We start from the raw sequence: 26,488 nt of genomic DNA on the forward strand, positions 1-26,488 counted from the left end.
CCGCCTCGTCGTCTCCGAGCCCCTCGGCGACCTGCCCGGGGCCTGGAACGAGGTACCGGAAAGCACCTACGGCGTCGTACAGCCCGGGGCGGACGAGCTGTGTCCGTTCACCCCCGAACCGGCATGACGGGCGTGGAATCCCGCCCCAACCGACAGGAGACCGGCCATGAAGGACTCGATGCTCAACCTGGCGGTGGACTATCCACTGCTGAACATGTTCTGGACCATGATGCTGATCTTCATCTGGGTCCTCTGGTTCATGCTGCTCTTCCGCATCATCGGCGACATCTTCCGCGACGACAGCTTGAACGGCTGGGCTAAAGCGGGCTGGACCATCTTCGTGATCATCCTGCCGTTCCTGGGCGTGTTCGTGTACCTGATCATCCGGGGCCGGGGGATGGGCGAACGCGAGATGGCCCGCGCCCGGGAGAACGAGCAGGCGTTCCGCTCCTACGTGCGCGAGAGTGCCGGACCCACGAGCCGTGCCGAGGAGCTCTCCCGGCTCGCCGAGCTCAAGAACAACGGCGACATCACGGCAGCCGAGTACGAGCAGGCCAAGGCCAAGGTCCTCGCGGACTGAAGCCCGGGCACCGATGGGCCTCATCTCCGTGACGGCGACGGCGGTGGGGCCCCGGCCCGTCCCGCCGCCGAGCGGGAAACCGAACAGCTGCGGGGTGCGTGGCCATGGTGATCGACCTGCTCGTCATCGGCTTGGCGGTCACGCTCTTCCCCTTGCCGATCATGGCCTTCGTGCTGGTCCTGTCCGCGCCCCGCGGGGTGTGGAAGGGGCTGTCCTTCATCCTCGGCTGGCTGGCCTGCCTCGTTGCCGTCATCGCCATCGTCCTGTTCCTCACCGACGGGCAGCCGGTTCCGCCGCGCTCTCCGCCCTCCGTCGCCGCACTCGTCGCCACGCTGGTCATCGGTCTGGGGCTGATCGTGTACAGCGAGCACCGGCGCCGGCTGCGCCGTACCCGTACGGCCCGGGATCCCTCCGCGCGGGAGCTCCCCACGGATTCCGGGTCGTCGCTGACGTCCCGGATGGACGAGGCGACCGGATGGTCGGCGGCCACGCTCGCCGTGCTCCTCCAGCCCTGGGGCATGGTCGGCGCCGCCGCCGCCACCGTCGTGCAGGCGGACCTCTCCCACGGCACGACCTTTCTGGCTCTCGTGGGCTTCTGCCTCCTGGCCACCTCGACGCTCCTGGGCATGGAGCTGTACATGGTGTTCGCGCCGGAAAGGGCCCAGCTCGCCCTGAGGAACCTGCGCGCGTGGCTCGAACGCCACAAGGACCCGGCGATCGTCCTCACCTGTCTCGGCCTCGGAGTCTGGCTCGTCTGCAGGAGCCTGTACCAGCTCACCGGATGAACGTGAAGGTGCGGAGCCCCGAGCCGGATGCTGCAATGACTACGGACCTGGGGCCGTGCCGGAGTCGTCCATCGAGGGGCGTCACGAGGCCGTGCAGGACACCGGCCGGGCACACGCTCGGGCCGCGAAATCCGCGTGCGAGGAGTGCTCATGAGCGACGACATCGAAGACATGGGACCCGTCGACTATGTGGTCATCGAGTTTCCGGGCAACCGGATGACGGGCGAGGCGTTCCCGTTGCTGCTCGACCTGGTCGACCAAGGCATCGTCCGCATCCTCGACCTGAGCTTCGTACGCAAGGACCTCGACGGGAGCGTCGTCGCCGTGGAGGTCGCGGAGATGCAGGACGGGAGCGGGCTCGGTATGGCCGTCTTCGAAGGAGCCTCGTCCGGCCTGCTCGGCCAGGACGACCTCGACGAAGCGGGCAACGCCCTGGAGCCGGGCAACGCGGCCGCGATCATGGTGTACGAGAACCTCTGGGCGGCCCCCTTCGCCCGGGCCCTGCGGCGCAGCGGTGCGCAGCTGGTGGCCAGCGGCCGGATTCCCGTACAGGCCCTGCTGGCCTCCCTCGAATCCGAGGAGGGCGGCCCGGCCGGCGGCGTCTGACCCCCGTCCGACGTCCGCACCCCCCGCCCCCCGAGGGTGGGGGGGACGAGGGGCGAGGGGGGACGGGGGGATGAGGGGGCGAGGGGGCTCAGGAGCTGAGGATCCTGCTCTTCTGCTCCGCGAACTCCGCCTCGGTCAGGATTCCCTGCTCCTTCAATGCTCCGAGTTCCTTGAGCTGATCGATCCGGCTGCTCATGTCGTCGGCCGGCGGGGGCGGGGGCGGGGACGCCTCAGGAGCGGGGGCGGGGGGCGCTTCCTGCTGTGCCCACCGGCCCGCCTGGCGCCGCGAGACCCGGTTGGAGACCGCCGTGGCCGTACCGGCCACCACCGCGGTGCGCGCTACTCCTCGAAGAAGACCAGGCACGTCACTTCTCCTCACTGACGGGGCCCGGGCCGGACGGTGCGCTGCCGGCCCCTGACCTACGTTCCAGCATCGCACCGAGGGGCGCTTCGCACCCTGTGGGGAACCGGGCCCGAGGCGTCACCCGGCGGGTGCCGTGTCCCCCGCCGGATCCGTGTCACCCGCCGCGTCCGTGTCACCCGGCGGATTTCGTCGCGCGGGCCTGGGTCTCCGGGATCCGCTGGGTGAAGAACATCGCGAGGAGGGCGGCGAAGGCGAGGACGGCGAGTGCGGCGCGCAGGCCGTCGAGCCTCGCGGCGGCGTTCGCGTCGAGCGCGGCCGAAGCCACCTCCGGGCTGGTGCCCGCCTCGTCGAGGGCGGTCTGGAGCTGGGCGTCCGAGAGGAACGGCACCCCGCTCTCGAGCTTGACGGCCGCCTGGCTCGTGACCTCGTCCGGAACGGCCGGGTTCTGCTCGATGGTGGTCAGGAACGACGCGGTGAGCGAGGCGATCAGGATCGACCCCGCCAGAGCCGTTCCGATCGAGGCGCCGAGGTTGGTGACGGCGTTCTGGACCCCGCCGACCTCCGAGCTCTGCTCGTCCGGCACCGCGGACACGGTGACCGCGCCCAGCTGGGAGGCCAGCGCCCCCATGCCGAGCCCGATCAGCAGGAGCGGGACGGTGACGATCTCCGCGCCCGCGTCGCCGTCGAGCGCGGCCAGCAGGGCCAGTGCGCCCGCGAGCAGCGCGAGGACGCCGATGCGCACCACCCGGCGCGGTGAGACGTCCGGGAGGAGGCGCGGGATCAGGATCGCGGCGGCCAGCAGGGTCAGGGAGAGCGGCAGGAGGCGCGCACCGGTCTGGAGCGCGGACAGGCCGAGGGCGATCGACAGGTACAGCGGGACGACGAAGAACACGCCCATCTGCACGAGGTACTGGAAGAAGAACATCGTCAGACCGCCGGTGAGCTGCCGGTTGCGCAAGAGCTCGGGGTCCACCAGCGGCTCCTTGTGCTGCCGCACGAGGCGCGCCTCCCACAGCAGGAAGAGCCACATCAGGAGCAGGCCCGCCAGCATCAGCCACACGACCAGGGAGATCCCGAACCAGGCGGGCGCGCCGGTCTTCGGCAGGAACCAGCCCCATGAGCCCGCGCGAAGCACCCCGTACACGAAGAGGCCGAGCCCGAGAGCGGAGAGCACGGTGCCGACGAGGTCGATGCGCGGGCGGGTGTCCGCGGGCGAGTCGGCGACGCGGCGGGCGAACACCAGGATGCAGGCCACGATCACGACCTCACCGGCGAAGACCCAGCGCCAGGAGAAGTACGTCGTGGCGATGCCTCCGACGAGCGGTCCGATCGCGATCGCCATGGCTGCCGAGGCGGCGACCAGCCCGTAGGCCGCCGGCCGGCGCTCCACGGTGAAGTTCCCGGCGACCAGCGCGACGATCGCGGGCAGGATGAGCGCGGCCCCGATCCCCTCGAGGAACGACCAGCCCACCAGCAGCACGGTCAGGTTCGGGGCCAGGGCGGTGGTCAGGGATCCGCAGCCGTAGATCACGCAGCCGATCAGGAAGGCCCGCTTGCGGCCGATGAGCGCGCCGACCTTGCCGCCGGGGATCATGAACATCGCCATCACCAGGGTGTACGCCGTGATGGCGCCCTGGATCCCGGTCACGGTCGTGCCCACGTCCTCGGCCACGGTCGCGATCGACACGTTCATGACGGAGCTGTCGAGCGCCATCAGGAACTGCCCGGCCGCGAGGGTCAGCAGGACGACCCGCGACGCCGTCGACCCCGCAGGAGCGGCCGATCCCTCAGAAGTGCCTGCCCCGGATGTCATGCACGCAAGGCTCCCAGCCGCCCCGCCACCCCGGAGGGCGACCCGCCGCACGTGTCAACCGGTCGGCCGCTACGGCTGCCGCCGTGGCGCGCGGCCCCGCGGGGAGCACGCGACGGCCCTGCTCACGCGCCGGCCTCCACCACGCCGAAGTCCACGAACTGCCCCACCATGTCGAGAACGTCGGGGAGCGCCTCGTCGACGGCGATGTCGTACGCGTCGGCCACGATCCCTGCGATGTCCGCGACGGACCGCTCGCCGTCGATCCGCTTGAAGATGAACTCGGCCACCTCGTCGAGCTCCATCGTCTCCTCGGCGTTCGCCACGAGGAACGCGCCGCGGTACTTGCGCATCCGGGCGTCGAGCCTGCGGCGCGGCACAGCGTCCGCCGTCAGACCCCCGCTCTCGGTCGACGTCATCAGATCTCCACCACCATCGTCAGGTCCTTGCACAGCGACACCACGCCGCGCACCCACTTCTCGGGCGCGTCGAGGTCCAGGTCCCGCATGGTCTCCAGCGCCCAGTACGTCTCGAAGGGCAGCTCGTCGACCGGCGTCTCCAGCATCCGCCGCGCGCGCCACTTGGGCGTCTTGGAGCCGTAGCAGCCACGGCTCTCCAGCAGGGCGTCCACGGTGTGCCCCAGCGTGTTGCGCGCCGAGATCACCGCGCTGTACAGGTCCCCGGCGTCCAGCTGTCCGAGGGCGTCCTCCACGCTGCCGTCCGCGTCCGAAAGGGAGCGGGTCGTGATGAACGCCTGGAAGGCGCTCCCCGCGACCTGGGCCTGCCGGTCGGCGATCCACTCCTCCCCGTGCAGCGGCACTGCGCTCATCAGCCGCTCCAGGAAGAGCTCCTCGACCTCGACCAGCGTCTTGGCGTCGACGTCGCCGCTCTCGAACTGCGGCCAGCCCACCTTGGCGATCACCTGGCCGACCTGGTCGTCGGTCCAGTACTTGATCTCCCAGCGGCGGTCGCCGACCTGGAGGGACGTGGCGGGCAGGACGTCCGGGCCGAGGGGCACCGGGATGCTCTGGGTGTCCTCGCCCTCCCAGGGAGAGGTCGTGATGATGTTGAAGTCGTAGTCGCTGCCCGCGTTGCCCCATCCGCGGGCGACCGATCCGACGACCGAGACGGACAGGACGTCGGCGGGAAGCAGTCCGCGTGCGGCGAGTTCGGGCAGGCACGTGCTCAGGTCGGGTACCACGTCAGTTCTCTCCTTCGGTGTCCGGCGTCGCGCGGGAGCATCGCCGTTCTCTCCGGCGCGTGCCTGCTGACGCGGCGGTACATCCGCGCGGCTCACCGGCCGGCCGCCGGAACGGGCGGCGCCGCCCCGCACGTGCGAGAAGATGTCCCGCGGTCCACGGCTCGTGGGCCGCGGGCCGGCCGTCGACCGGGCGCACGCGCTGCTCCGGGGGCGACCGGAACAGAGCGTGGCACCGGACGGCAGGCCGGTGAACGGGCGTCAGCGCCCGAAGTCGGCGAGGACCGTGTCGAGTTCCGCACGGATCTTCGCGAAGGCCACCTGCGGGTCGGGGTCCGAGGTGTCCACGACCGCCATGCCGAAGAGCGCGGCGATCCTGCGGTACTCCGCCAGGTTGGCCTCCACGTGATCGCGCTCCAGGAACGACTCCCGCCAGTCGTCGCGCGACTGGATGCGGCTGCAGGCGACGTCGAGCGGCGCGTCGAAGAGCAGTGCGAGGTCGGGACGGACGACGTGTCCGTACAGCTCGTACATCCACGGCTCGTCGTCGTACCCGCGCGTCCTGGTGGTGACCATCTGGGTGTAGATGTAGCGGTCGCACAGGACCACCTTGCCCTCCCGCAGCGCGGGAAGGACCACCTGGTGGATGTGCTGGAGCCGGTCGCCGATCATCAGGCAGAGCAGCGCCCGGTAGTCGATCTCGTCGCGCCGCTCGGGCTCGAAGAGGAAGACCTTGAAGGCCTCGAGTTCACGCGCTTCGGTCGTGGGCTGCCGGGTGCGCACCACGGGCAGTCCGCGGCGGTCGAGTTCGGCGGCGACCAGTTCCAGCATGGTGGTCTTGCCGACCCCGTCGGTACCGTCGACCGCGATCAACCGTCCCGGCAGCCGGTGTTCGGGCAGGGTAACGGTTTCCAGTGACATGCTCACGTTCGCGGCCTTCCGATCAACCTGTTGCTCGGTCGAGTCTCGTCCGTGACCCGTCGGTGAACAAGGCTTTCGGCCCTGACCGAATCGCAGGGTTACGGCCCCCCTGACCTGGCAGGACCTCCGCGAGGGCAGCCCTCGCCGCCCCGTCGCGCGCGGGCGGGACGGGGCGGCGGGGGGAAGGGGCCTACTGGTAGTTCGGCGCCTCCGAGGTGATGGTCACGTCGTGCGGGTGGCTCTCACGGAGTCCGGCCGAGGTGATCCTGACGAACTCGCCGCGGTCCTTGAGCTCCTCCACCGTCGGCGTGCCGCAGTACCCCATCGCCGCGCGCAGCCCGCCCACGAGCTGGTGCACGATCCCGCCGAGCGGCCCCTTGTACGAGACGCGTGCCTCGACGCCTTCCGGGACGAGCTTCTCGGTCTCGGTGACGTGCCCCTGGAAGTACCGGTCCTTGGAGAAGGACCGGTCCTTCATGGCGCCCAGGGACCCCATCGCGCGGTACGCCTTGTAGCGCTCGCCCTGCACGACGATGATGTCGCCCGGCGCCTCGTCCACGCCGGCCAGGGCGTTGCCCATCATCACCGCGTCGGCGCCGGCCGCGATGGCCTTGGGGATGTCGCCCGAGTACTGCACGCCGCCGTCGGAGATGATGGTGGCGCCGTACCGTGCGGCCACCTGCGCGCAGTCGTGGACCGCGGTGATCTGGGGCACGCCGACGCCGGCGACGATGCGCGTGGTGCATATGGAGCCGGGTCCGATGCCCACCTTCACGCCGTCGGCGCCCGCGGCGATGAGGGCCTCGGTGGCGGCGGCGGTGGCCACGTTGCCGCCGATGACCTCCACGTCCCACGAGCTCTTGATCATCTTGACCGTGTCCAGGACGCCCTGGGAGTGGCCGTGCGCGGTGTCCACGATGACGACGTCGACGCCGGCCGCCACCAGTGCCTCGGCCCGCTCCACCGCGGACGGCCCGACGCCCACGGCCGCACCGACCCGCAGGCGGTCCTTCTCGTCCACCGAGGCGAAGGGGTACTCCTGCTTCTTGCGGATGTCCTTGACCGTGATGAGCCCCCTGAGGTGGCCCTCGTCGTCGACGATCGGCAGCTTCTCCAGCCGATGGGCGCGCAGCAGGCTCTGCGCCTCCTCCAGGGTGGTGCCGACCTTCGCGGTCACCAGCGGAAGACCGCGCATGACCTCCCGTACGGGCTGGTCGACGCCCTCGACGAACCGCAGGTCGCGATTGGTGAGGATGCCCACCAGACGGCCCTCCTCGTTCGTCACGGGGATGCCGGAGATGTGGAACGTGCTCATCAGCTCGAGCGCCTCGCTGACGAGGGCGTGGGGCCGCAGGGACACCGGGGAGAGGATCATTCCCGACTGCGTGCGCTTGACCCGGTCCACCTCGGCGGCCTGCGCCTCGACGGGCATGTTGCGGTGGATGATGCCGATGCCGCCGAGGCGGGCGAGGGCGATGGCCATGGGTGCCTCGGTGACGGAGTCCATGGCCGCGGCGATGATCGGAATGCCGAGTTCGATCTTCGGCGTCAGCCGGGTCCGGGTGTCCACCTGTGCGGGCAGCACGTTCGACTCGGCCGGCAGGAGCAGCACGTCGCTGAACGTCACGCCCTCCTTGCGGAACTTGTTCGGCCGCTCGACGCCCGGGTCGATCGCGTGGCTGCTCGTGGAATTCTGCATAGAACTGTTCTCGCTTGCTTCGTTGACGGGTGGGAGGGGGCTCAGGAGGGTGTCAGGCCGCGTTCGCGCAGGGCCTGCGTGACGGCGAGGATCTGGTGGTCGGTCAGGCGGCGCTCGGCGACCTCGGCGGGGTCCTCGTCCTTCACGCCGAACTGCCACCAGGTCGTGCCGCGCTCGCGGTCGACGATCAGCATGCGGTCCTTCTGCGCCGGGCCGCGGACGGTCAGGGTGAGCGTCTCGGGTTCCGCCGCGACGGAGTGGACCAGGGTGTGCGCGATGACGTAGCCGCTGCCCGGGCCCTCGAAGCGGACCAGGGTGGGCACCACGTGCGCGGGGTCGAAGTCCTGCTCCGGGTCGGGGTAGTCGCCGTAGACGGTGTGCCGGTACCCGCCGGCGAGGATGCGGGCGCCGAAGTTGAAGCGGTGGTTGTGCGGCCGGTCGAAGTAGCCCTGGCGGAAGCGGTGCAGCCGGATCCGGACGCCGCTCTCCGCGTCGTTGACCAGCACCAGCTTGTCGAGCTCGGCCAGGCACTCCGACAGGTCGCGCAGTTCCGGCGTGTGCAGCAGGTTCTCCATGGCCGCGGCCAGCCACGCGCCGTCGGTGGCGAGTTCCGCCAGCAGCTCGGTGAGCTCCACGCTCAGCGAGTCGAGGTTCTGCCAGTCCAGGGCCCTGAGCCGCCGCAGCAGTTCGGGCGTGGCGACCGAGGCGGCCGTCGTCGTCGACATGAAATCAGCTCCTTACAGTGGTTCGGTCTTCGAGGCATTCGGTCAGCGTCACGCCCCAGTCGTTGAGCTGGTACAGGACGCGGGTGCCGACGCGATGGCGCTGCACCACACCGGCGGACACGAGCGCCGACAGGTGCTGGGAGACCGTGCTCGCGGCCAGCCCCAGTTCTTCGGCGAGCGCGGAGGTGGTCGTCGGCACGCACAGCTCCCGGACGATGGAGGCCCGGCCGCGGCCCAGCAGGATCGCCATGCGATCGCCGTGCCGGGGCTCGCATCCGTCGCGCTCCCTCTCCAGCGTGCCCAGCACACCGACGCCCCGGGCCTTGAACGACACCACCGTCCGGTCGTCGGCGTGCCGCGACCAGAGGTGCGGACCGTCGCTGAGCATCGCCGGGACGACGGTGAGGCGGGGGGCGCCCGCGGTGTGCTCCGCGGGAAGCTCCAGCTCGTGCAGCAGGGCCGGGCCGCCGCTCATCGCCAGGGTGCGGGAGCGGAAGAGGACCTCCTCCTCCAGCGAGCGCGCGATCCGGGGCCAGTGCTGTTCGACGGCCGCCGTCCAGAAGGCGTCGAGTTCCTCGGCGAGGGCGGGCAGTTCGGTCTCGGGAGCGCGCATCAGCGCGGCGATCTCGGGGAGCTCCGCCGCACCGCGGTACCCGCGGGTCAGTTCGTCGCGCACCGCCTCCGGTGGCGTGCGGCGCACCTCGTCGAGCTCGTCCGCGACGGTCACGGTCCGGGAGGTGACGGCGGGGCTGGGGAAGGCGGGGCTGAGGAAGGCGGGGACGCGCCCCTCGGGCCCGGTCAGCCGGGCGACCGCGCGCAGGCGCGGAGTGAGCACGCCGTGTGCCCGGCGCGCCCAGGCACGGTAGGGCCAGGGCGCGTCGGGCCCGGAACGGGTCACCAGCACCACGCCTCCCAGCAACTCCCACAGCGGGCTCACCGCGATGCGGACGTCGATGATGTGCTGTTGCTTCATCTGGTCGTTCCCCCGTACTTCTCCACGTGGTCTTCGGTGGGCCGCGGGTGAGCGGCCGCGGGGCGCGCGAGGGTCTGCGAGAGCCACACCAGGCAGAGCGCCACGGTGCCGAGCGCCGCGCCCACCCAGCCGACGGCGGCGTAGCCCGCGTCCCTGTCGATCGCCAGGCCGCCGAGCCAGGGCCCCAGTGTGTTGCCGACGTTGAAGGCCGAGACGTTCGTCGCGCCCGCGAGCGTCGGGGCGTCTCCGGCCAGGCCGTACACCCGGGCGTTCAGCGCCGGGCTGATGACGAATCCGGCCACGCCGAACAGGAACACCAGCGGCACCAGCAGCGCCGGGCGCGGCAGCAGCGCCAGGAGGACGAGGACGGCGACCACGGCGCCGATCCCGCCCGTGAGCACCGCGAACGGACGTCGGTCGGCGAGCCGTCCGCCCGCCGTGATGCCGACGAGGGCCCCGATGCCGAAGAGCGCCAGAATCCCCGGCACCGAGCTGTCCGGCAACCCGGCGACGTCGGTCAGCACGGGCTCCAGATAGCTGAAGGCGCAGAAGATGCCCGCCGAGGCGAGCCCCGTGGTGGCGAGCGCGAGCCACAGCTCGCCGTTGCGGTACGCCTTCAGTTCGGCGCGGACACTCGGCCGGGCACCCGGGGAAGCGGCTCCTTCGGGGACGAAACGGAGCACGCCGAGGAGGGCCACCAGGGCGACCGCCCCGACCCCCCAGAAGGCCGCCCGCCAGCTCGCGTGCTGCCCCGCGTACGCACCGGCGGGCACGCCCAGGATGTTCGCCACCGTGAGGCCGCCGACCAGCACCGCCATGGCCCGTCCGCGCCGGTCCGCGGGCACCAGCACGACCGCGGTGGCGGCCCCCACCGCCCAGAAGCCCGCGCAGGCGAGCGCGCTCACCACCCGCGAGGCGAACAGCACGCCGTAGGACGAGGTGACCGCGCCGACGACGTGGCCGAGGGCGAAGACCAGCAGCAGGCCGGCCATGGTGGCCCGCCGGGGCAGCCGCAGCGTCGCGACCGCGAGCACCGGGGCCCCCACGACCATGCCGATCGCGAACGCCGACACCAGCAGGCCGGCCCTGGGGATGGACACCCCGAAGTCGTCCGCGAGGTACGGCAGCAGTCCGGACAGCATGAACTCGGAGGTCCCCAGCGCGAAGGCGCTCACCCCGAGGACGTGGACGGCGAATGGCAAGCCTTCTCCCGATGGTGTGAGGCCGGTGGTGACGGGCGTGGACGGGGACGGGGACGGTGCGGGAGGGCGGGCGGGCGGGCGATCAATTCCGGTGTGCGGAGAACCGCTCCGGAGCATCGACGGCCGCGGTGAGCGGGCCGGCGTACTCGAGCGTGACCGCCGCCACCTCCACGGCCCTGCCGAGCAGTTCGACGACCTCCGTGAACTTGCGCTCCGCGGGCGCCACGGCGCCCTGGGTCAGCCAGGTCATCCAGGCGGAGACCGCGGTGTCGTTCGCCCCGATGTAGTTCTCCACCACGTGGTCCGGTCCGCCGCTCGCCGGTACCCCTGCCTCCTCGACGCCCTCGGCCCCACGGGCCACCAGCCGCGCGCCGCCGACGCCCCAGGAGAGCAGCAGCGCCCAGCGCGGGCCCGTGGCGTCGAACAGCGTCCGCGCCAGTCCGGCTCCGTCCCCGCCCGCGACGTCGAGGCCCAGGTGCTCGGCGAGCACGTCCGCCTCCCGCTGGCTGACGACGATCACGTCGGCGAGCGGATAGAACTCGGGCGCGACCTTGCGCCGCTCCTCGATGGCCTCCGGGCCCAGGTGCAGCACGAGGAAGATCCCGTGCTCCCGGGCGAAGGCCACCGCCGCCTGCGAGGCTTCCAGCGAGATCCCCTGGTTGACGATGACGGCGTCGATCCCGGCGTCGCGGGCGAGCAGCGTCGTCAGTCCGGTCCGCACGTGGTCGGCGGTCAGGGCCCAGTTGGCCCCCCGCTCCATGCGCCAGCCGTCCGCCTCGAAGAAGTCGGCACCGGTCTTCTCGCCCTCCGTCTCCACGATCGTGGAGACGTCGGCGCCCGCCGTGCGCAGCACCTCGACGATGGCCCCGCCGTCCTCGTCGGATCCCACGCAGCCCAGGACGGCGGCCGGGCTGCCGAGGGCGAGGGCGGTCACCGCGTAGATGGACGCCTTGCCTCCGGGATGCCGCCGTTCCGCGTCCTGCTCGCCGGGGAACACGTCGACCATCACGTCGCCGATGCAGACAATCATCTGGTTCTTCCTCATTTGCTCGATGTCCGCACGATCTGCGGACTGCTGTGGTGGGCCAGGGCTTCGGCCCATCGGGCCAGCCGGTCGGGCGACTTGCGGATCAGTGCCTGGACCTCGGCGCCGGGGCCGAGGAGCCGGTAGCGCTGCGCGGTCTTCGGCGCCTCGACCGCGTTCTGGGTGTCGCAGCCGGCCACGAACACCCCGTGGCGCATCAGGTCGCGGCACCGGTCGAGGAGGACGTCGGCGGGGACGTCGTCCGCGAGGAGCACGGGCACCCGGTTGCCCCGCATGGCCTCGGCGAGGTGGGTGATGCGTCCCGCCCGCGGGGTCGGCGTGCCCGGTGCGTCCGGGGTGACCGCCTCGTGGGCCGCGGCGATCAGATCCGGCTGATGGGCCGAGGAGTCGACGAGGATGCGGTCCGTCGCCGGGTCGAGCAGCCCGTCCAGGAATCCGAAGTACGCGGCGAAGTCCGCCTGGGAGGTGCCGATCGCGCAGATCAGTCCCCCGGTCGCCGCTCCTCCGAGGCGGCCGGCTTCCTCGGCCGTCACCCGGCACTGCAGTTGCAGCGTCACCGTCGGGGGCAGGCCCAGCTCGGCGCAGATCCTCGGCCAGTCGCCGGCCGCCGGCGTCTTCTCCATGACCACGGCCACCGTCAGGCCCGCGGGCAGGCCGGCCGTCATGGCGCGGATGGCCTCGGTCTCGTGGTGCGCGAGCGGCAGGTCCCCCGGATCCGCGGCCATCGGGAGCACCGGCGCGTGCCGGGCCTGACTCGCGGAGTAGGCCGGCTCTCCGGGCGAGACCGCGTGGATGCCGATGGCGTCGGCGCCCGCGCGCACCACGGCCGCCAGGTCGAAGGCGTTGTGCACCCGGCAGACCTTGAAGAGCAGGTCCGGGCGCTCGGCGACGGCCCGCGGGAGCGGGGGCGGCGCGAGCGGGGTCGCGTACATCCGGTGCAGCGCCCGTGTCTTCGCACTCGTGCCCCAGGTGGCGAACGCCGTCACGTAGTCGGCGACCGGGCGCAGGTCGAGGACGTCCTCCCAGCCCGCGCAGAGCGGCTCGCCGGGCGTCCCCCGCAGGTGCCGGACGATGTTGTCGTAGTTGACGCAGGCCACGGTCGCCCGGATCGGCGCGGTGGCCCGCTCGCCCAGCAGCCGCTTGACGTTGGCCAGGGTGGAGAAGGTGGTGACGTTGTTGTCGTAGAGGACGACGCTGGCGTCGCCGTCGAGCCACGCGTAGAGCCGTTCCTGGAAGTGCTTCGGCACCCGCGCGATCAGATGGTCGAAGCCGAGATCGCTCTCGTCCTCCAGACCGCGCATCACGTTCTTCGACGAGTACGCCATGTGCGCGACGCCGACCGGCGGCAGCTCCGGCCTGGTGAGCCGGGTGATCACCCGGAACGCCAGCCCGAGGTCCAGCGCGCCGGACTGGAAGTCGACCAGGCCGACGGGCCATTCGCCGGTGTCCTGGAGCTGCTGGGCCAGGGAGAGCGCGGACACGGCGATGACGAGCGGATCGTCCAGTTCCCTCATGACGAAGGGCGTGTCCGCGCACGCGTCGACATCCCTCCGCAGCCGCGGCCAGGCCGTGGCTCCCAGGACCGGCCGCAGCCGCGGAACGGCGAACACGGCGCTCCAGTGGGCCAGATGGCAGTCCTCGAGCAGCCGCTCGATCTCGTGGTCGAGCGCGTCCGGCGATCCGTCGGCCCCACTGGACTTGGCGAGGACGTCCAGGGCGTGGGTGGCCGCGTTCTTGAGGTGGTCGAGGACGCTCACGACGATCCAGCGCCAGGAGCGCGGCAGGGACTCCCACCGTGCGAGCGCGCCTGAGGAGTCGAGCATCCGCAGGCAGTCGAGGGCGTTGTCGACGGCCTCGTGCCACCGCTCGCGGCTGGTGGCGGGATCCGGGAACAGGTAGGGCGGGGAGCAGAGATGGAAGAGCCTGCCGCGGAGCAGGATCCGGTCGCCGTGGGCATGGGTGAAGCCGCGCAGGAGCCCGCTCAGCCGGGCCCGTTCGCCCGCGTCGTCCGTGGCGAGGCCGCACAGGCCGTCGAGGGCGCGGTCGAAGGCGTCCCGCCCCATCACCCCCACGCCGATGCCGTTGTCCGTCGGCGGGAGGTTGGTCAGTGCCTCCCTGTACCTGGTGAGGACGCCGTTGACGTCGGCCAGCGCGTAGCGGCCCCCACCGGTGACGAGTCGCGTCTGCTGCTCGACGTCGGGCAGTCGGGCGAGGAACTCCCGCCAGCTGCGGCTGGATCGTGCTCCCGGTTCGTGCGCGATGCGGAGGGCATGGCCGCCGGCCCGTGCGACGCGGTCGAACATGGGCTGGTCGTGGTGGCTGTCGTCCGCGAGCAGCGCCACCGCGGCGCCGGAGTCCAAGAGGTCCGTCACGAGCGCCGACTTGTGGCCGCCGTCGACGACGGTGCCGAGCCCGCAGCGTCCGTCGTCGAACTCGACCGTCGAGCCGACGACGTCGTAGCGCAGCCCGTCGAGGAGGTTCCGGGCGAGCAGCCCCTTGACGACCCCGGCGATGAAGGGCCGGTACCCGGCGCTGAGGAAGAGGATCCGCAGGTCCGGATCCTGACGGTCCTGCCGGTCCTGCAGGTGGCGCAGGTAGCCGGCGACTTCGGGGTAGAGCGCGAGCGTGCCGGCGATCGCGGCGCCCGCCTCTTCCAGCCGCTGCGCGGACCAGGGGCCGAGCGGTGAGGCGTTGATCAGCTCCAGGGTTCTGCGGCGGAACTCGGTTTCGGACAGGGTCGGCGCATCGCAGTACGCCCGTGCGTTGAGGTCCTTGAATTCCTTGACGCCGCTTTCGTCCAGCAGCAGCCCCGGCGATATGCACGCGTGATACCAGGCGGTGGTATTGATCAGCGTGCGATCGACGTCGAGGACGATCCATGACCGATGTGAGACGACCGTGGTCACAAGAGTCACTGTATGTAGCTCCACGAAATTGAATCGAGCTCTTCGACGAAGGGCCTTCCGCTGCATCTGCTGAGGAGCACGTCCCCCCTTTTGACGACCGGCTCGATCCGGATGACGTCATTGATCGGATTGATGAGGACGAAGCATTCGGTGCCGGGAGTGACGAAGAGTTCCCGGAGATGGGAGATCGCGTGCTGGCGAGGCCTTACGGGCTGTCCGCGCACTTCCATGTGGATATGTCCACGCGGTTCGTAGAGCTTTCCGTCACGCAGCGCCTCCCAGTCGATCGACCTGCGCGGCCAATACGTCCCGTAGCAGTGGAGTTCCTGCCCGGATTCGAGCGGGAACTCCTGCTCCGAGGCGATATCGGTTGCCTCCTGCACGTTTCTGAGCCGACGGTGCGGAACGCGCCGCAGGACCCGGCCGACCACCCGGGCGGGGTCGCCGGGGTCGGCGACCCGGACGAAGATCCGGATCGCGTAGGCATCGATCCGGTTGACCGATACGAATTCCTTGACCGCGTCGAGGGCGTTCAGTCCGCCCGGCCGGCCTTCGAGCCGGAGCAGATGGCTCCCCGCGGGGAGCCGGTCCGTCCGCGCCAGGAAGGCGGTGTGCGAGTAGACGCTGCGTCGTTCGAGCAGGTGGGACGAGGTGGGCGAGGCCAGTGGGACGGCTTTGCTGAACTCGCTGCCGGGGGGCAGGTATCCGCTGGCGGAGAAGGATTCGCCGGCCAGTGAGGGCCCCTCCAGCACGGAGTGCTCCAGCACTTCACCGCCGGGGTGATCGCCCGTGGGAGGGGCGCCGGCCGCTCCCACTCGGAGATAGCCGACACCGGCGGCCACCAGGCCCGACCTGAGCGCCACCTGTCGCGCCGTCATGTCGTGGAAGTACTTGGCCCGGGCGAAGAGAAATGCGTCGATGCCCTGGAGGTCGACCATGAAGGATCCGGGTCCGCCGTACCGCACGTGCGCGTCCCCGAGCACGTCGTCGTCGAGTTCGTGTCCCGCCAGGGAATGAACGAATGGGACGGCCGCGACATCCGGACGAATCCTCTTGTTCCACGTGCCGCGTTCGGCGAGATAGCGGCCGTGCGTGCCGGTGAACAGGATCCGGGATCCCGCCTCGTCGCCGAGGACACGCCCACCGAGCGGTACGGCTTCGCCCACTCTGGTCGCATGACGCATTGGCCTCCCCCTCAAAGCCATGACAAAGCTGACCCTCGGAAAATGAGAATCAGAAAGAAGCGCCTTGAGCCGCACGCTCCGGAACAGTCACGGACCGGCGGCGGAAGGACATGGAAATTCGGCGGATGCATGCGGCCCCGTTTGGCGCACCCATCCCGTCCATAGCGACGTCGCCCCGTCGCTGAAAGGATCATGAAGTAGTTCGTTCATCCATGTCAACAGGTATCAGGGGCACTTCGGACTGTGCATTCCTACGAACTATTTCGGCCACCTCATGAGGATTTACCTCAAATTCGGCGATACAGACATTCAGAAGATAAATGCATTAATCGTACGCCTGAATGCGGTTCAGTAGGATGCCGGAATGATGCGTCCTCGGCTTGTCGCCACTGACCTCGACGGCACTCTGCTACGCAAGGACGGGGGGATTTCGGAGCGGACCCGGCAGGCCCTGCGACGGGCCGCCGAGGGCGGAGCGGAAGTGGTATTGATCACGGCCCGGCCACCCCGCTTCGTCGACCAACTGACCGCCGCGTACGGCCTGGACGGAACCGCGGTCTGCAGCAACGGCGCTCTCGTGTACGACATGGCGACGCGCACCGTGCTCACCCGCCGTACGCTGGAGGTCAGTTCGGCCCGGCTGACGGCCGACGCCCTGGCGCGGGCGGTGCCCGGCATCGGATTCGCCGTGGAGACGGGCCACAAGGTGATGTGCGCTCCGGGGTACGGTCTGCGCCTTCCCGAGGATTCCGACGCGGAGTTCGCGGTTCCGAGTGTCGAGGACCTGTGGGTCACCGATGTCCCCATCGTGAAACTTCTCGCCTGGTCGGCCCGCCACGACGCGGACACCCTGCTCGCCGCCGCCGAACGCGCCGCCGGCCCCATCGCCCAGTTCACCCACTCCGGCGGTACCGGCCTGCTGGAAATCAGCGCGTCCGGAGTGACCAAGGCGGGTACCCTGTCGGCACTGTGCGCCGACCGCGGGATCGGCACTTCCGAGGTGATCGCCTTCGGTGACATGCCCAACGACCTGAGCATCCTCCACTGGGCGGGCACCGGCTACGCGGTGGCCAACGCCCACCCCAGCGTGCTCGCGGCGGTCGCACGGCACACCGCGTCCAACGAGGAGGACGGGGTCGCGGCGGTACTTGAACAACTCTTCGAAAACTGACGTCGGGGGAATGAACCGAGCTCGCGGCGGCCGGAGTTGCGGCGCTCCGTACCCGTGCGCTCATCATCGGTAGTGGGCACCCCGCGCTCAAGCCCTTCGGCGACGGGCGAATCACCCTGCCCGGCAACCGGCTGCGCCGCCGGCCAGCCACGACGACACCGGTTCCGGAACCCGCGTCCCGCGCTCCTTCATCCCGCCAGATCCGCCAGCAGCACGTCCAGTACCGTCTCCTCCTCTATGCGCACCCCGTGTTCCGTGAGGGCGATCGCCAGATCCGGGTCCCACGGCGATGCGGCCACCATCCCGGTCAGGGGCTGGGGAGCGGGACGGGCAGCAGCCACCGCCGCACGGTAGTCGCCGGCTGTGTAGCGCCACGGCCGCCACGGCACGTGCCGGCGCAGCGTCGTGGCGATGCGCAGTCCGCCCCAGTCGAAGTCGCCGTGGTAGCGGAAGGTGGCGCCCAGCTCGTGGAGGTGTGTCAGGAGGGCGAGGGCAGCAGCCGATGGCTGGCCCTGCAGACAGACGAGCGGCAGCGCGTCCGGGCCGTGGGTGTCGGCAGCGGCCGAGAGAACGGCGGGATTCTCACAGATGTGGACCACCGGCGGCGTGGTCCGCGGCGGACGGTGGGCGAGCTGGCGAAGGGTGAGCACACACGGATCGCCCACGTCGGCCATCCAGTCCAGAGCCGTCGTTCCACGGAGGTTGAGGGTGAGGACGGTGGAGGAGACGTCGTCACGGAGCAGACCGGCGGAGGCCCAGGCAGCCCGCCGCCAGGCTGCGCCCGCCCCGTCCGGATGTCCGGTGAGGGCAAGGATGCCGGAGAGACAGAGCGTCGCCGAGGGCGTCCCGTCGTCCAGTGCGTGGGCCCCGCCCAGGGTCTCGGCGGCGAACACGGGCAGGGAGCGCGGCGGGTCGACCGGCAGTTCGCGCAGGACGCGGGCGGTCCGGTCGAGCAGAGGCCGAACCGACTCCGGCGTACGGGCGAGGCGCCGTGCGGTGCCATCGGCACGTATCCGGCCGGCCCACTCCGCGAGGTGCGGGATCTCGGCGACGAGCGCGGTGAGGGGTGCGTATGCCTCCTCCCAGGCCTGCTCCTCGCTCCGGCGGGCCTCTTCACGAGGGACGACCGGCCCGGTGAGCGTCGTCACGGCCTCCGTCAGGCCCTCGGGGCTGATGCCTGACCGGACCAGCACGGCGTCCACCGCGTCGAGCCGGACCGTAAGGGCCCGGCCACCACCGGGGGCCCGGCCCAGCAGGCGTTCGACCGCGCCCCGTTGGGCCGGGGTCGGCGTTGCCAGGGAGACGGGTCCGGTGAGCGGCTGCCCCCGCTCCAGCCGGCGGCGTACCCGCTCCAGCAACCAGGCCAGCTCGGCCCCGCCGAGGAGCCGACGCAGACGTGCTTCGTCGACCGGTGTCCGGTTCACGCCCACAGGGCCTCCTGGTCCGCCTCACGCACCGGGTCCTCGTGACGGGTCCGAGCCGTGCCGTCCCACTCCCAGCGGGTGACCAGGACAGCGGCCACCTCGTCGACGCGGGACAGCTGGGCGATGGCGATGCCCGGCACCTGCGGGTAACAGGCCCATTCGCGCTCGCTGGTCATGACCACATCCAGGTCGAAGGCGTGCAGGAGCCCCAGGCACTTGGCGCGCGAGTCGTCGTCGACACCGGCGAACGCCTCGTCGAGGGTGACGAGGCGTGGTGAGTGCGGACTGCCCGCACTCGCGTAGTGAGAGGAGGCGGCGGCGAACAGCGGTACGGAGACGGCGAGCACCCGCTCTCCTCCCGACGCCGGCCCGGTGGCCGGCACCCAGCGTCCGTGCTGCTGGCGCTCGACGGCGAACTCGTGCCAGGTGCGGTAGTCGAGGGCCGCGGTGAGGTGTTCGAGCCAGCTGCCGGCCGCGTCCTCGGTCTGCTGGCGGGCGATCTGCGTCTGCAGGAACTCCCCGACGGCGGCCCGGTCCTCGGCGGTCCAGGCGTCGGCCGTCTGGAGCAGTCGGCCACGGGCCTGGGCAAGGCCGGCCGGAGCCTTGCGGGAGGCTCGCCACACCAGCCGCAGCGTCATGCCGGTGGAGGTCGGACGGCCCTCCAGCTCGGCGTTCATGGCGAGCACCTGTCGTTCCGCTGTGGCGATCAGCTCCTGGAGGGTGCCCGCGACCTCGGTGATGAGATGAGCTTCGAGGATTTCGCGTTCATGTGCGGAGAGGATGCGGGTGAGTTCACCGACCTCGACCGCGAGCGCCTGGGCGAGTTCGGGTACGGCCCGCTCGCGGCCCTGGTAGACGATGTCGACGACCATTCCGTCCTCGACCATCCTGGCCGAGGCGCTGTGGCCGTGCCGGGACAGCGCGTCCTGGAGGGTCTTGTGCTCTTCGCTCAGGCGCCGCTGTACGCGCTCCCAGGCGGCTTCCGAGTCGTCCGTCGCGGACAGCTCCGATTCGAGGGAACGGGCGAGGGCGATGGCCGGAGTGGCCGCCCAAGGGCCATCACCGGTGGCGGGCACGGCAAGGTCCGGAAGCGCGACGGCGATCAGCCCGGTGGTCGTGAAGCGCTGGAGCGCCGCGATGGCATCGGATCGCGCGGCGGCAGCGTCGGTGACGGCCTTCTCCAACTGTTCGATCCGGCCTTCAGCTCGGCTGGCCCGCCGGTCCGCCCCCGAACGGCGGTCCTGGCACGACCGTTGATCGGCCACGCAGCCGCGCAGGGCCTCCGCGGTCTCGACGAGCCGCCGTTCCAGCTCGGCCACGGCCTCGCCCACGGTCGAGCGCAGTGTGGCGAGCCGCTCGTCCGCGGCTGCTGCGTCCAGGGTCGTCTGCTCAGCGCGCAGGGCGAGTTCGGCAGTGCGCTCGCCCGCCCGCCCGGTTTCCTCACGTTCCTCGTCCGCCTGCCGGGCCGCTTCGGTCCGCTCCCGCAGTGCGGGCCACAGTGCGGCCAGAACGGCCGCGAGGTCGACGAGGGCCTGCCGTACGGCGGCCAGCGCCGGCCGGTCCGGGGGCAGCCCCAGATCAGCGGCCACCTCGTGGAGCTCGGCGCTCGCCCGCTCCGACCGCTCGGCCGCGGCGAGTACCTCGGCGACCCGCGCCTCGCGACGGGACCTGACCTGGCGCGCGGTATCGGCGGCAGCCGCCGCGCGAGCGTGCGCCCGGGTCAGCGGCCCGTCGTCGGGCAGCTCCGCCAGCTCGGCGTCCAGCGTACGGCGCCGGGTCGCCAGAGCCTGCCCGTGCGCGGCCTCGGACGCCACCTCGCCCTGGAGGAGGGAGAGTTCGGCGCGCAGGCCGGTGATACGGGTGCGCCGCGCCGCTTCCCGGGCGCCCTCGCCGATGTACTCCGCGGCAGGTTTGGCCCACCGGCCCATGAGGACACCCACGCGGTAACGTCCGTCGGGCGCGGCCCACGTGTCGCCCGCCGGCCGCGGCACGTCCCCCGCAAGGGCGCCGAGGCCGACCGCCGTGAGGAGCCGGCCCACCGCCTCCTCACCCACCTGGACCGCCCGGCCGTCGCCGTGGTCGACGGCCGGGCGCAGCACGTCGGCGAGCGACGGCCCGTCGACCGGACCCCTCCGCGAGTCGAGGAGCACGTCGTGACCGTCCGCCGTCAGGGCCGCGCCGTCGGGCCGCACCCACGCGTCCAGCAGCCCGGCCGCCTCCAGCGCCGCTTCCAGGCCGGCGCGCTCCTGGTCCGCGACTTCCTCCCGGAAGTCGACCAGCCGCCACAGCGGGGCTCCGGGCGCCTGGTCGCGCAGTCCAGGAGTACGGGTGTACGGGGCCTGCGGACCACGGCGCCCGCCGGCCTCCAGCTCGGCAAGCTCCTGTTCCACACCCCGGGTTCGGGCCGCCAGGGCCGCCCTTCGCTGCGCCGACTGCGCTGCCTGGTCGGCGAGTACCGCTGCCGCGGCGCTGTGTGCGTCCGACCCGTGCCGACGTGCCGGGTAGGGCCCGTCCTGGTGCCGCGCCCACTCCTGGAGCTCGTCCAGCAGTCCGGCCGGGTCGGCGTACGCCAGCTCCTCGCACCGGCCCGCGTGCTCACGTACGGCATCCACCAGGGACCGGCCCGCGGCTGCCACGGTCTCGTCGGCCGCGCCCTGTGCCTCGGCGGCGTGCGCAAGGTCCGTCTCCGCCTCGTCGAGCCGCAGTGCGGCGGCCCGGCGCTCGGCAGCCGCCGCCTCGGTACGGTCCGCGAGCTCCTCCACGTGCGCGAGGGTGCGGCCGCGACGGTCGGTCACCTCGGCCACCGCCGCGCGCAGTCCGGCCGCCGTCAGCCCCTCGTCGCCCGGGAGGTCCAGCCGGGCCGCCCCGGCCGCCTCATGGGCGAGGCGCAGCGTCTTCTCGACGCGGTCCCGGGCGGCTTGAAAGCGGTTCTCCGCCGCGCCGAGGCGGCCGAGTGCCTTCGTGTGCCGCAGCGCGGCCTCGTCCCGGTCCGCGCGGGCGCGCCCGTCGTCCTGCGCCGACCGTTCCCGCTCCTTCGCGGCCCGCTCCAGTTCGTGGGCGCTGCGCATCTCCGGGCCCTCGCGCAGGGCTGCGTCGACGGCCTCCAGTCGCGCGTGCGTCTGCGCGAGCGCGCTGATCCTCTCACCGGCCGCCGCCCGCTCCTGCTCGGCCGCGCCCTTCTCGGCCTGTGCCTCGGCGAGGTCGCGCAGCAGGTGTTCGTACTTCGAGTGCTCGGTACGCGGGAGGCGTGCACGGCGGCGGGATGCGATGCGGGCGTAGCGCCGGTAGTGGTCGAGGAATCCGGCGGCGGCACGCTCGGCCGCGCGGGCGGCTCTCAGCTCCTCCTTCTCCTCGTCCAGGGAGCGGAAGGCCTCGGCCACGTCCGCGATGACCGTCTGGTCCATGGGCGGGAGCGCCTCGGTGAGGGCGCGGGAGAGGGCGGCTTCGTTGGGACGCTTGGACAGCTGGGGCTGGCGCAGCTGGATGAGCAGGTCCACCAGGGCGGCGTAGCGCTGCTCACCGAGCCCGAAGAGCGCCTCGTCGACGGCCCGGCGGTAGGTCTTGGCCTGGTCGTGGACCATCCCGTGTCCGGCGACCGCCTCGATGAGCCGGTCCCGGGACAACACGGTGCCGGTGGCGTCGAGGAGGCTGAGTGATCCCTCTGTCCGCACCGCGGCCGGCGCGTGATCGATCCGCTGAGTGGTCACGGCCCACCAGTGCCGGGCGATACCGCGCCCGCTGACGGCCTTGAGCCCGCACAGGAGCGTGCGGAACTGCTCTTCGCCGCTCACCTCGTCGCGGCGGCCGAACTCCACCCAGGTGTAGCCGAGCCGTTCGGAATGCGGGTGCTCGCCTCCGAGCAGGAGGTTCCACTCCATCCTCTTCCCCGCGTCTCCGTCGGGTTCCACCCGGCGAGCGCTGAGGTCCCCGTCGAGGAGGAAGGGCAGGGTCAGGGCGAGCACCTTGGACTTGCCGGTGCCGTTGTTCCCCCGGAGCAGCAGCCGGCCGTCGCGGAAGTGGAATTCCTCCACGTCGTAGTGGAAGAGGTCGACGAGACCGATCCGCAGGGGCTGCCAGCGGGCACGTGCGGGGGCCGGAAGTGCGGCACGGGGAGTCAACGCTGGTGGGCCTTTCGCTGTGCGGGCACCTGAGATGTGCCGACTGTGCGGGGTTCGAGGACGACGGGCTCGCCGACCGCGTACCGGGCGAGCGCCGGGCGCGGCACCACTCCCTCCGCGGCACGGGAGACCAGGCCCAGGGCGGCGAGCCGGCTGACCGCCTGCTCCACGAGCTCACCCTCGGATCCCGGCTCACGGGCCGACTTGGACCAGAAACCGCCGTGTTCGGTGGCCAGGCGGGCGACATGGTGTTCGAGGTCGACCGTGGAGACGACGGGCCCTTCGGCTCTCGTGAGGTACTCCGCGAGGAGCAGGGTCACATGACCGTGGGTTCCCGATTCCGGCATGCGGACGTCGGTGAGATCGTCGTCGGGGTCGACCATGGCGATGCCCTCGGCCCTGACCTCGGCCACCAGACCCGTCAGTTCGGTGATGCGCGCGGTGAGGAAACCGCGCTGGCGGGTGAGGTAGCCCAGCTCGGCGTCGGTCAGCTCGTCGTAGTAGAGCACGGGGTCGTCCAGCAGCCGGCGGGTCAGCGAGCGGCGCATCGCGCGGAAGCGCAGGTCGTCACTGTCGAGGGCCGTTTCGGCGGTGAGCTCGACGAGCCGCTCGTCCAGAGTCGCGGCCCGGACCGTGGAGGGGCCGCGCCGCGTCGCCAGCAGCCCGGCGAGCACCCGCCGCTCCACGTCGTAGAGGACGTCTCCGGCCCCGCTGACGTACGCCTCTTCGTCACCGGCGACGCGCCGCAGCACTCCGAGGCTGAGCAGGAGGCGTACGACGGCCGCCAGGTCGAGGCGCTCGTCGCGGCGGTCCAGGGTGAACTGGATGCCGGTAGCGACCAGCTGGGGATCGGCGGCATCGAGGACGACCTGGTCTGCGAGACGGCCGAGGGCGATCTGCGCCTCGCCGCGTTCGAGGGCTGCGAGGGCGAGACAGAGCAGGACGTACCGGCGGCGGGTGAAGGGAGCGGCGCTGCGCACGGCTTCACGAGCCGGATGGGTGGCATCGGCGAGATGCGCCGGGATCTTGCCCAGCCGGGCCGTCTCGGCGTCGACCTGGAGGGACCAGCCGGTGTTGCGGTCGAACCACTCGCGCAGGTCGGATGCGTGCCGCCGGACCAGACGGAACTCGTCGGCGTACGCTCCGCCGGCGAGCAGCAGAGGCTGTTTCAACAGAGCGCGGGCGGCCTTGCGCAGTTCGGCGGCATGCTGCCCGTCCAGCACTTCGGCGAGCGGGGTGCTCATCGTCCAGCGCCTCCTTCCGCGCGTTCACTGATCTCGATGGTGTGGTCGGGGCCGCGGAAGACGCCGCCCGGCGTGCGCACCTCGGCCGCGGATCCATCGGCCAGGGCGGTGAGCCGGATCTCCATGGACCCGTCGTTGCTGGTGGCCACCGTGTGCGTCATACCGGGCCGCCAGGTGGCCAGGGCGTCCCCGAGGAGCTGGAGGAAGAGCCGGAAGCTGGCGGGGTCGAGCTCACCGAGTCCGGACAGCCGGGTGACGCCGTCGGTGACGAGCCGGGCCCGCGCGGCCGCGATCTCCGCGGCCTGCTTGACGGCCACCTCGGCGAGCCTGCGGCGCGCTTCCTGGCGGTCCTCCACCCTGCGGGGTTTGCCGCGCCGCTCATAGCTGCCGGTACGGCGCAGCTGCGGGCTGATGCGCAACGGCTCGGCGTCGGCCCACGGGGTGGACGCGGGAACGGGCCGGGCGAGCCGGGCGGCCAGGGTCTCGGCATCCACCGTGAGGTGGCGGGCCGGGTACAGCCCGAAGGCGGTGCGCCACAGCCGGTGCCGGGCGTCGTCGTCGGGGGCCTCGGCGAACCAGCGGGCGAGCGTACGGAAGTCGGCGGAGCGGTCGGAACGCCCGGCCCTGCGCTCGTTCAGCGACCTTACGACGGCCAGTAGTTGAGGCACCGCCCCGAGAGCACGGCCGCGCAGCAGCCGGGCCTGCGATTCCCGTCCGTCCCGGCTGACGAACCAGGCCGCCAGCCCGGCCCACCGGCCGGCCCACCTCTCGTACGCGGCCTGCTCGGCGTACGCCGCCTCCTGCGGCGTGGCGTCCGCCGCCTCACGGGCGGCGGCGGCGTGCAGCAGGGGCCCGATGCTCCCCCCGTCCTCCAGCTCCAGGATCAGCCGGGCGATGCGGCCGCCGAGGGTGATCAGGTCCTGGATGAACCGCTCCAGGTACTGGATGAGCTGGTCCTTGTAGGCGAGGAAGACCTCCTCCCCCACGTCGTGGAGGTCGATGGTGCGCTGGAGGGAGCCCATGAAGGCCCGCGCGTTGTCGGCGAGCGCGGCGAAGCGACTGGCGAGCCCGTCGAGCGCGAGATGCGTCTTGGCCGGATCCGGCTCGTCCTCGACGGCGAGCACGAGAAGAGCCCTGAGCTGGGTGACGATGTCGTGCAGCGCGACGGCCTGCAGCGCGCCCCGCCGCCCGAGTGCCTCGTCGTAGGCGGCCAGGGCCTCCTCGGCCGCCTCGCCCTCCCGCGTGAGCTGGTAGATGAAGCGCTTGCGATAGAAGTCCTCGACGGCGGTGACACGCCCGGTGTCAGGATCGGCCCGCAGGTTCCCCCACTCGACCAGCTTGTCCAGCGCGCCGACCACCCCCTCCAGCCCGTCGGGCCGGACGCCGGGGGGCAGCCCGGCGAACACGTCCTCGGGCCGCAGGTGCACGGCGAACCGCTCCTTGGCGACGAGGAAGGCGCGCATCACCTGCCGGTACAGGTGCGTGTTCTGCACGGTGAGGTGGGCGAAGGGGCTGTAGCCGTCCGGCCGCGACGCGGAGGCGGTGGCACTGTCGGTCATCGTCGCCATTGTCCCGTAACCCGGCTGCTCGGGGGGACGAGTCGAAGGACTCGGCCCGATCTAGTCAGAGATGCGGCTTTACGCCGTTTTCATCACAGGACGTGCGGTTCGGGATCCACCCACGACCCGCGCCGAAAGCCCTCTCGCCGTCGGCAGCCCCGGCCAGGATTCACCAGGCCAGCGACCCGGCCGGAAGGCCGGAGTCGCACGGACGACGAGCGTCACGGGTGCACCGTCGTTTCTCGGTGCAGGCCACAGCGCGCGCGGTCAACCGGGTCTGCCGAACGAAGGGCCAACGGGGAAATCACGGAGAAGACGGTCACCGCAACCGTCGACGGCCCCGACATCTCACGGCGCCTGACGCGGGGCATCCGTCGTCGCAGCGGCTGGGGGGAACCCGGCGTCGACGATGTGTTCGGCGAGTGCGCGGGCCGCGGCGGCGGGCGGCCGGTCCTCGGGGCGGGCCGCGCCGGTGGCGAGAAGGCCGTCGACGAGCATGAGCAGCTGGTCGGCGGCGAAGCCGGGGCGCGCGTGTCCGAGAGCGGCCAACTCGTCCGTGAAAAGCCCGTGGAGGGTGCGCCGGTAGGCCCGCGTGACCTCGTGGCCGGGGTGCTCCCGGTCGGTGAGCGCGAGGTCGGCGGCCAGGTAGCGGCAGCCGTGGAAGTCCGGGCCCGCGGCGATGCGGACGAGCCGGTCGACGACGGCGAGGAGCCGGGCCCGGGGGTCGTCGCCCGCGGCGTCCATGGTGGCACGGTACTCCGCGACGTCCTCGGTGGTGCTGCGGCGCAGCACCTCGGCGATGAGGCCGTCCTTGCCGCCGAAGTGCTCGTACAGGGAACGGCGGGCGACGCCGGCCGCCTTGAGCAGGGCGTCCACGCCGACGCCGACACCGTGGGTGTAGGTCAGCTCCTGGGCGGCGAGCAGCAGGCGTTCGCGGGGGCCCGGCGCGGCGGAAGCGGTCATGGCGCGATTGT

At 71.8% G+C, this 26,488-nt stretch carries 21 protein-coding genes and 1 pseudogene; 5 read left to right on the forward strand and 17 right to left on the reverse strand.

Annotated elements, in window-relative coordinates; translation table 11 throughout:
* The 4 genes and pseudogenes from ACWF9Z_RS33630 to ACWF9Z_RS33645 form a co-directional block, all read left to right on the forward strand.
* Positions 1 to 127, forward strand: a pseudogene (locus ACWF9Z_RS33630) (class II glutamine amidotransferase); the annotation flags it as partial.
* A 39-nt stretch (positions 128 to 166) separates the two neighbouring features.
* Positions 167 to 580: an SHOCT domain-containing protein gene (locus ACWF9Z_RS33635; protein WP_453608865.1), complete on the forward strand. Its 414-nt coding sequence runs from the start codon at positions 167 to 169 to the stop codon at positions 578 to 580.
* Positions 581 to 684: 104 nt separating this feature from the next.
* Entirely contained in the window at positions 685 to 1,365 is a 681-nt protein-coding gene (locus tag ACWF9Z_RS33640; RefSeq protein ID WP_453608868.1) for a GAP family protein, read from the forward strand.
* Between the two features lie 150 nt (positions 1,366 to 1,515).
* A complete protein-coding gene (locus ACWF9Z_RS33645) occupies positions 1,516 to 1,971 on the forward strand; it encodes a DUF6325 family protein (protein ID WP_453608870.1) in 456 nt (151 codons plus the stop codon).
* Between the two features lie 88 nt (positions 1,972 to 2,059).
* Here the strand turns inward: ACWF9Z_RS33645 and ACWF9Z_RS33650 are convergent, their stop codons facing one another.
* The 12 genes from ACWF9Z_RS33650 to ACWF9Z_RS33705 all read right to left on the reverse strand — a co-directional run bounded on the left by ACWF9Z_RS33650 (position 2,060) and on the right by ACWF9Z_RS33705 (position 16,073).
* Complete coding sequence (locus ACWF9Z_RS33650) at positions 2,060 to 2,335, reverse strand: SHOCT domain-containing protein (RefSeq protein ID WP_453608873.1); 276 nt, start codon at positions 2,333 to 2,335, stop codon at positions 2,060 to 2,062.
* Between the two features lie 172 nt (positions 2,336 to 2,507).
* Positions 2,508 to 4,148 (reverse strand): MFS transporter, encoded by a 1,641-nt coding sequence (locus ACWF9Z_RS33655; protein WP_453608875.1) that lies wholly within the window; start codon positions 4,146 to 4,148, stop codon positions 2,508 to 2,510.
* 122 nt (positions 4,149 to 4,270) lie between these two features.
* Positions 4,271 to 4,564, reverse strand: coding sequence for a PqqD family protein (locus ACWF9Z_RS33660; protein ID WP_453608877.1), 294 nt, complete (start codon positions 4,562 to 4,564; stop codon positions 4,271 to 4,273).
* Positions 4,564 to 5,346, reverse strand: coding sequence for a hypothetical protein (locus ACWF9Z_RS33665; RefSeq protein WP_453608880.1), 783 nt, complete (start codon positions 5,344 to 5,346; stop codon positions 4,564 to 4,566). Before ACWF9Z_RS33665 ends, ACWF9Z_RS33660 begins: the two co-directional genes overlap by 1 nt.
* Positions 5,347 to 5,604: 258 nt before the next feature.
* Positions 5,605 to 6,264, reverse strand: coding sequence for a dTMP kinase (locus tag ACWF9Z_RS33670; protein ID WP_453608934.1), 660 nt, complete (start codon positions 6,262 to 6,264; stop codon positions 5,605 to 5,607).
* A gap of 190 nt (positions 6,265 to 6,454) precedes the next feature.
* Complete coding sequence (gene guaB, locus ACWF9Z_RS33675; protein ID WP_453608883.1) at positions 6,455 to 7,963, reverse strand: IMP dehydrogenase; 1,509 nt, start codon at positions 7,961 to 7,963, stop codon at positions 6,455 to 6,457.
* A gap of 41 nt (positions 7,964 to 8,004) precedes the next feature.
* The gene (locus tag ACWF9Z_RS33680) at positions 8,005 to 8,688 is read right to left on the reverse strand and encodes a hypothetical protein (protein WP_453608886.1); all 684 of its coding nucleotides are present in this window, start codon (positions 8,686 to 8,688) and stop codon (positions 8,005 to 8,007) included.
* A gap of 4 nt (positions 8,689 to 8,692) precedes the next feature.
* Positions 8,693 to 9,661, reverse strand: a complete 969-nt coding sequence (locus ACWF9Z_RS33685) for an ArsR/SmtB family transcription factor (protein ID WP_453608889.1) — start codon at positions 9,659 to 9,661, stop codon at positions 8,693 to 8,695.
* Positions 9,658 to 10,863 carry a Cmx/CmrA family chloramphenicol efflux MFS transporter gene (locus tag ACWF9Z_RS33690; protein ID WP_453608891.1) on the reverse strand — a complete coding sequence of 402 codons (1,206 nt, stop codon included), beginning with the start codon at positions 10,861 to 10,863 and terminating at the stop codon, positions 9,658 to 9,660. Before ACWF9Z_RS33690 ends, ACWF9Z_RS33685 begins: the two co-directional genes overlap by 4 nt.
* 82 nt (positions 10,864 to 10,945) lie before the next feature.
* A complete protein-coding gene (locus tag ACWF9Z_RS33695) occupies positions 10,946 to 11,908 on the reverse strand; it encodes a carbohydrate kinase family protein (protein WP_453608894.1) in 963 nt (320 codons plus the stop codon).
* Positions 11,905 to 14,814, reverse strand: coding sequence for a haloacid dehalogenase-like hydrolase (locus tag ACWF9Z_RS33700; protein WP_453608897.1), 2,910 nt, complete (start codon positions 14,812 to 14,814; stop codon positions 11,905 to 11,907). Before ACWF9Z_RS33700 ends, ACWF9Z_RS33695 begins: the two co-directional genes overlap by 4 nt.
* Before the next feature lie 5 nt (positions 14,815 to 14,819).
* A complete protein-coding gene (locus ACWF9Z_RS33705; protein WP_453608900.1) occupies positions 14,820 to 16,073 on the reverse strand; it encodes a hypothetical protein in 1,254 nt (417 codons plus the stop codon).
* Positions 16,074 to 16,362: 289 nt separating this feature from the next.
* Here ACWF9Z_RS33705 and ACWF9Z_RS33710 point away from each other — a divergent pair, with 289 nt between their 5' ends.
* A complete protein-coding gene (locus tag ACWF9Z_RS33710) occupies positions 16,363 to 17,169 on the forward strand; it encodes an HAD family hydrolase (protein ID WP_453608903.1) in 807 nt (268 codons plus the stop codon).
* A 188-nt stretch (positions 17,170 to 17,357) separates the two neighbouring features.
* On the opposite strand, the gene ACWF9Z_RS33715 is transcribed toward ACWF9Z_RS33710, so the two are convergent.
* The 5 genes from ACWF9Z_RS33715 to ACWF9Z_RS33735 form a co-directional block, all read right to left on the reverse strand.
* Positions 17,358 to 18,593: a TIGR02679 family protein gene (locus tag ACWF9Z_RS33715; RefSeq protein WP_453608906.1), complete on the reverse strand. Its 1,236-nt coding sequence runs from the start codon at positions 18,591 to 18,593 to the stop codon at positions 17,358 to 17,360.
* A complete protein-coding gene (locus ACWF9Z_RS33720; RefSeq protein WP_453608909.1) occupies positions 18,590 to 22,711 on the reverse strand; it encodes a TIGR02680 family protein in 4,122 nt (1,373 codons plus the stop codon). The genes ACWF9Z_RS33715 and ACWF9Z_RS33720 overlap by 4 nt, the downstream gene beginning before the upstream one ends.
* Entirely contained in the window at positions 22,708 to 23,955 is a 1,248-nt protein-coding gene (locus tag ACWF9Z_RS33725) for a TIGR02678 family protein (RefSeq protein WP_453608912.1), read from the reverse strand. The genes ACWF9Z_RS33720 and ACWF9Z_RS33725 overlap by 4 nt, the downstream gene beginning before the upstream one ends.
* On the reverse strand, positions 23,952 to 25,514 hold the full coding sequence (locus ACWF9Z_RS33730) for a TIGR02677 family protein (RefSeq protein ID WP_453608914.1): 1,563 nt from the start codon (positions 25,512 to 25,514) through the stop codon (positions 23,952 to 23,954). The genes ACWF9Z_RS33725 and ACWF9Z_RS33730 overlap by 4 nt, the downstream gene beginning before the upstream one ends.
* A gap of 348 nt (positions 25,515 to 25,862) precedes the next feature.
* Positions 25,863 to 26,477, reverse strand: a complete 615-nt coding sequence (locus ACWF9Z_RS33735) for a TetR/AcrR family transcriptional regulator (protein WP_453608916.1) — start codon at positions 26,475 to 26,477, stop codon at positions 25,863 to 25,865.
* Between the last annotated feature and the right edge of the window lie 11 nt (positions 26,478 to 26,488).

Source organism: Streptomyces sp. NPDC054961 (assembly GCF_053609145.1).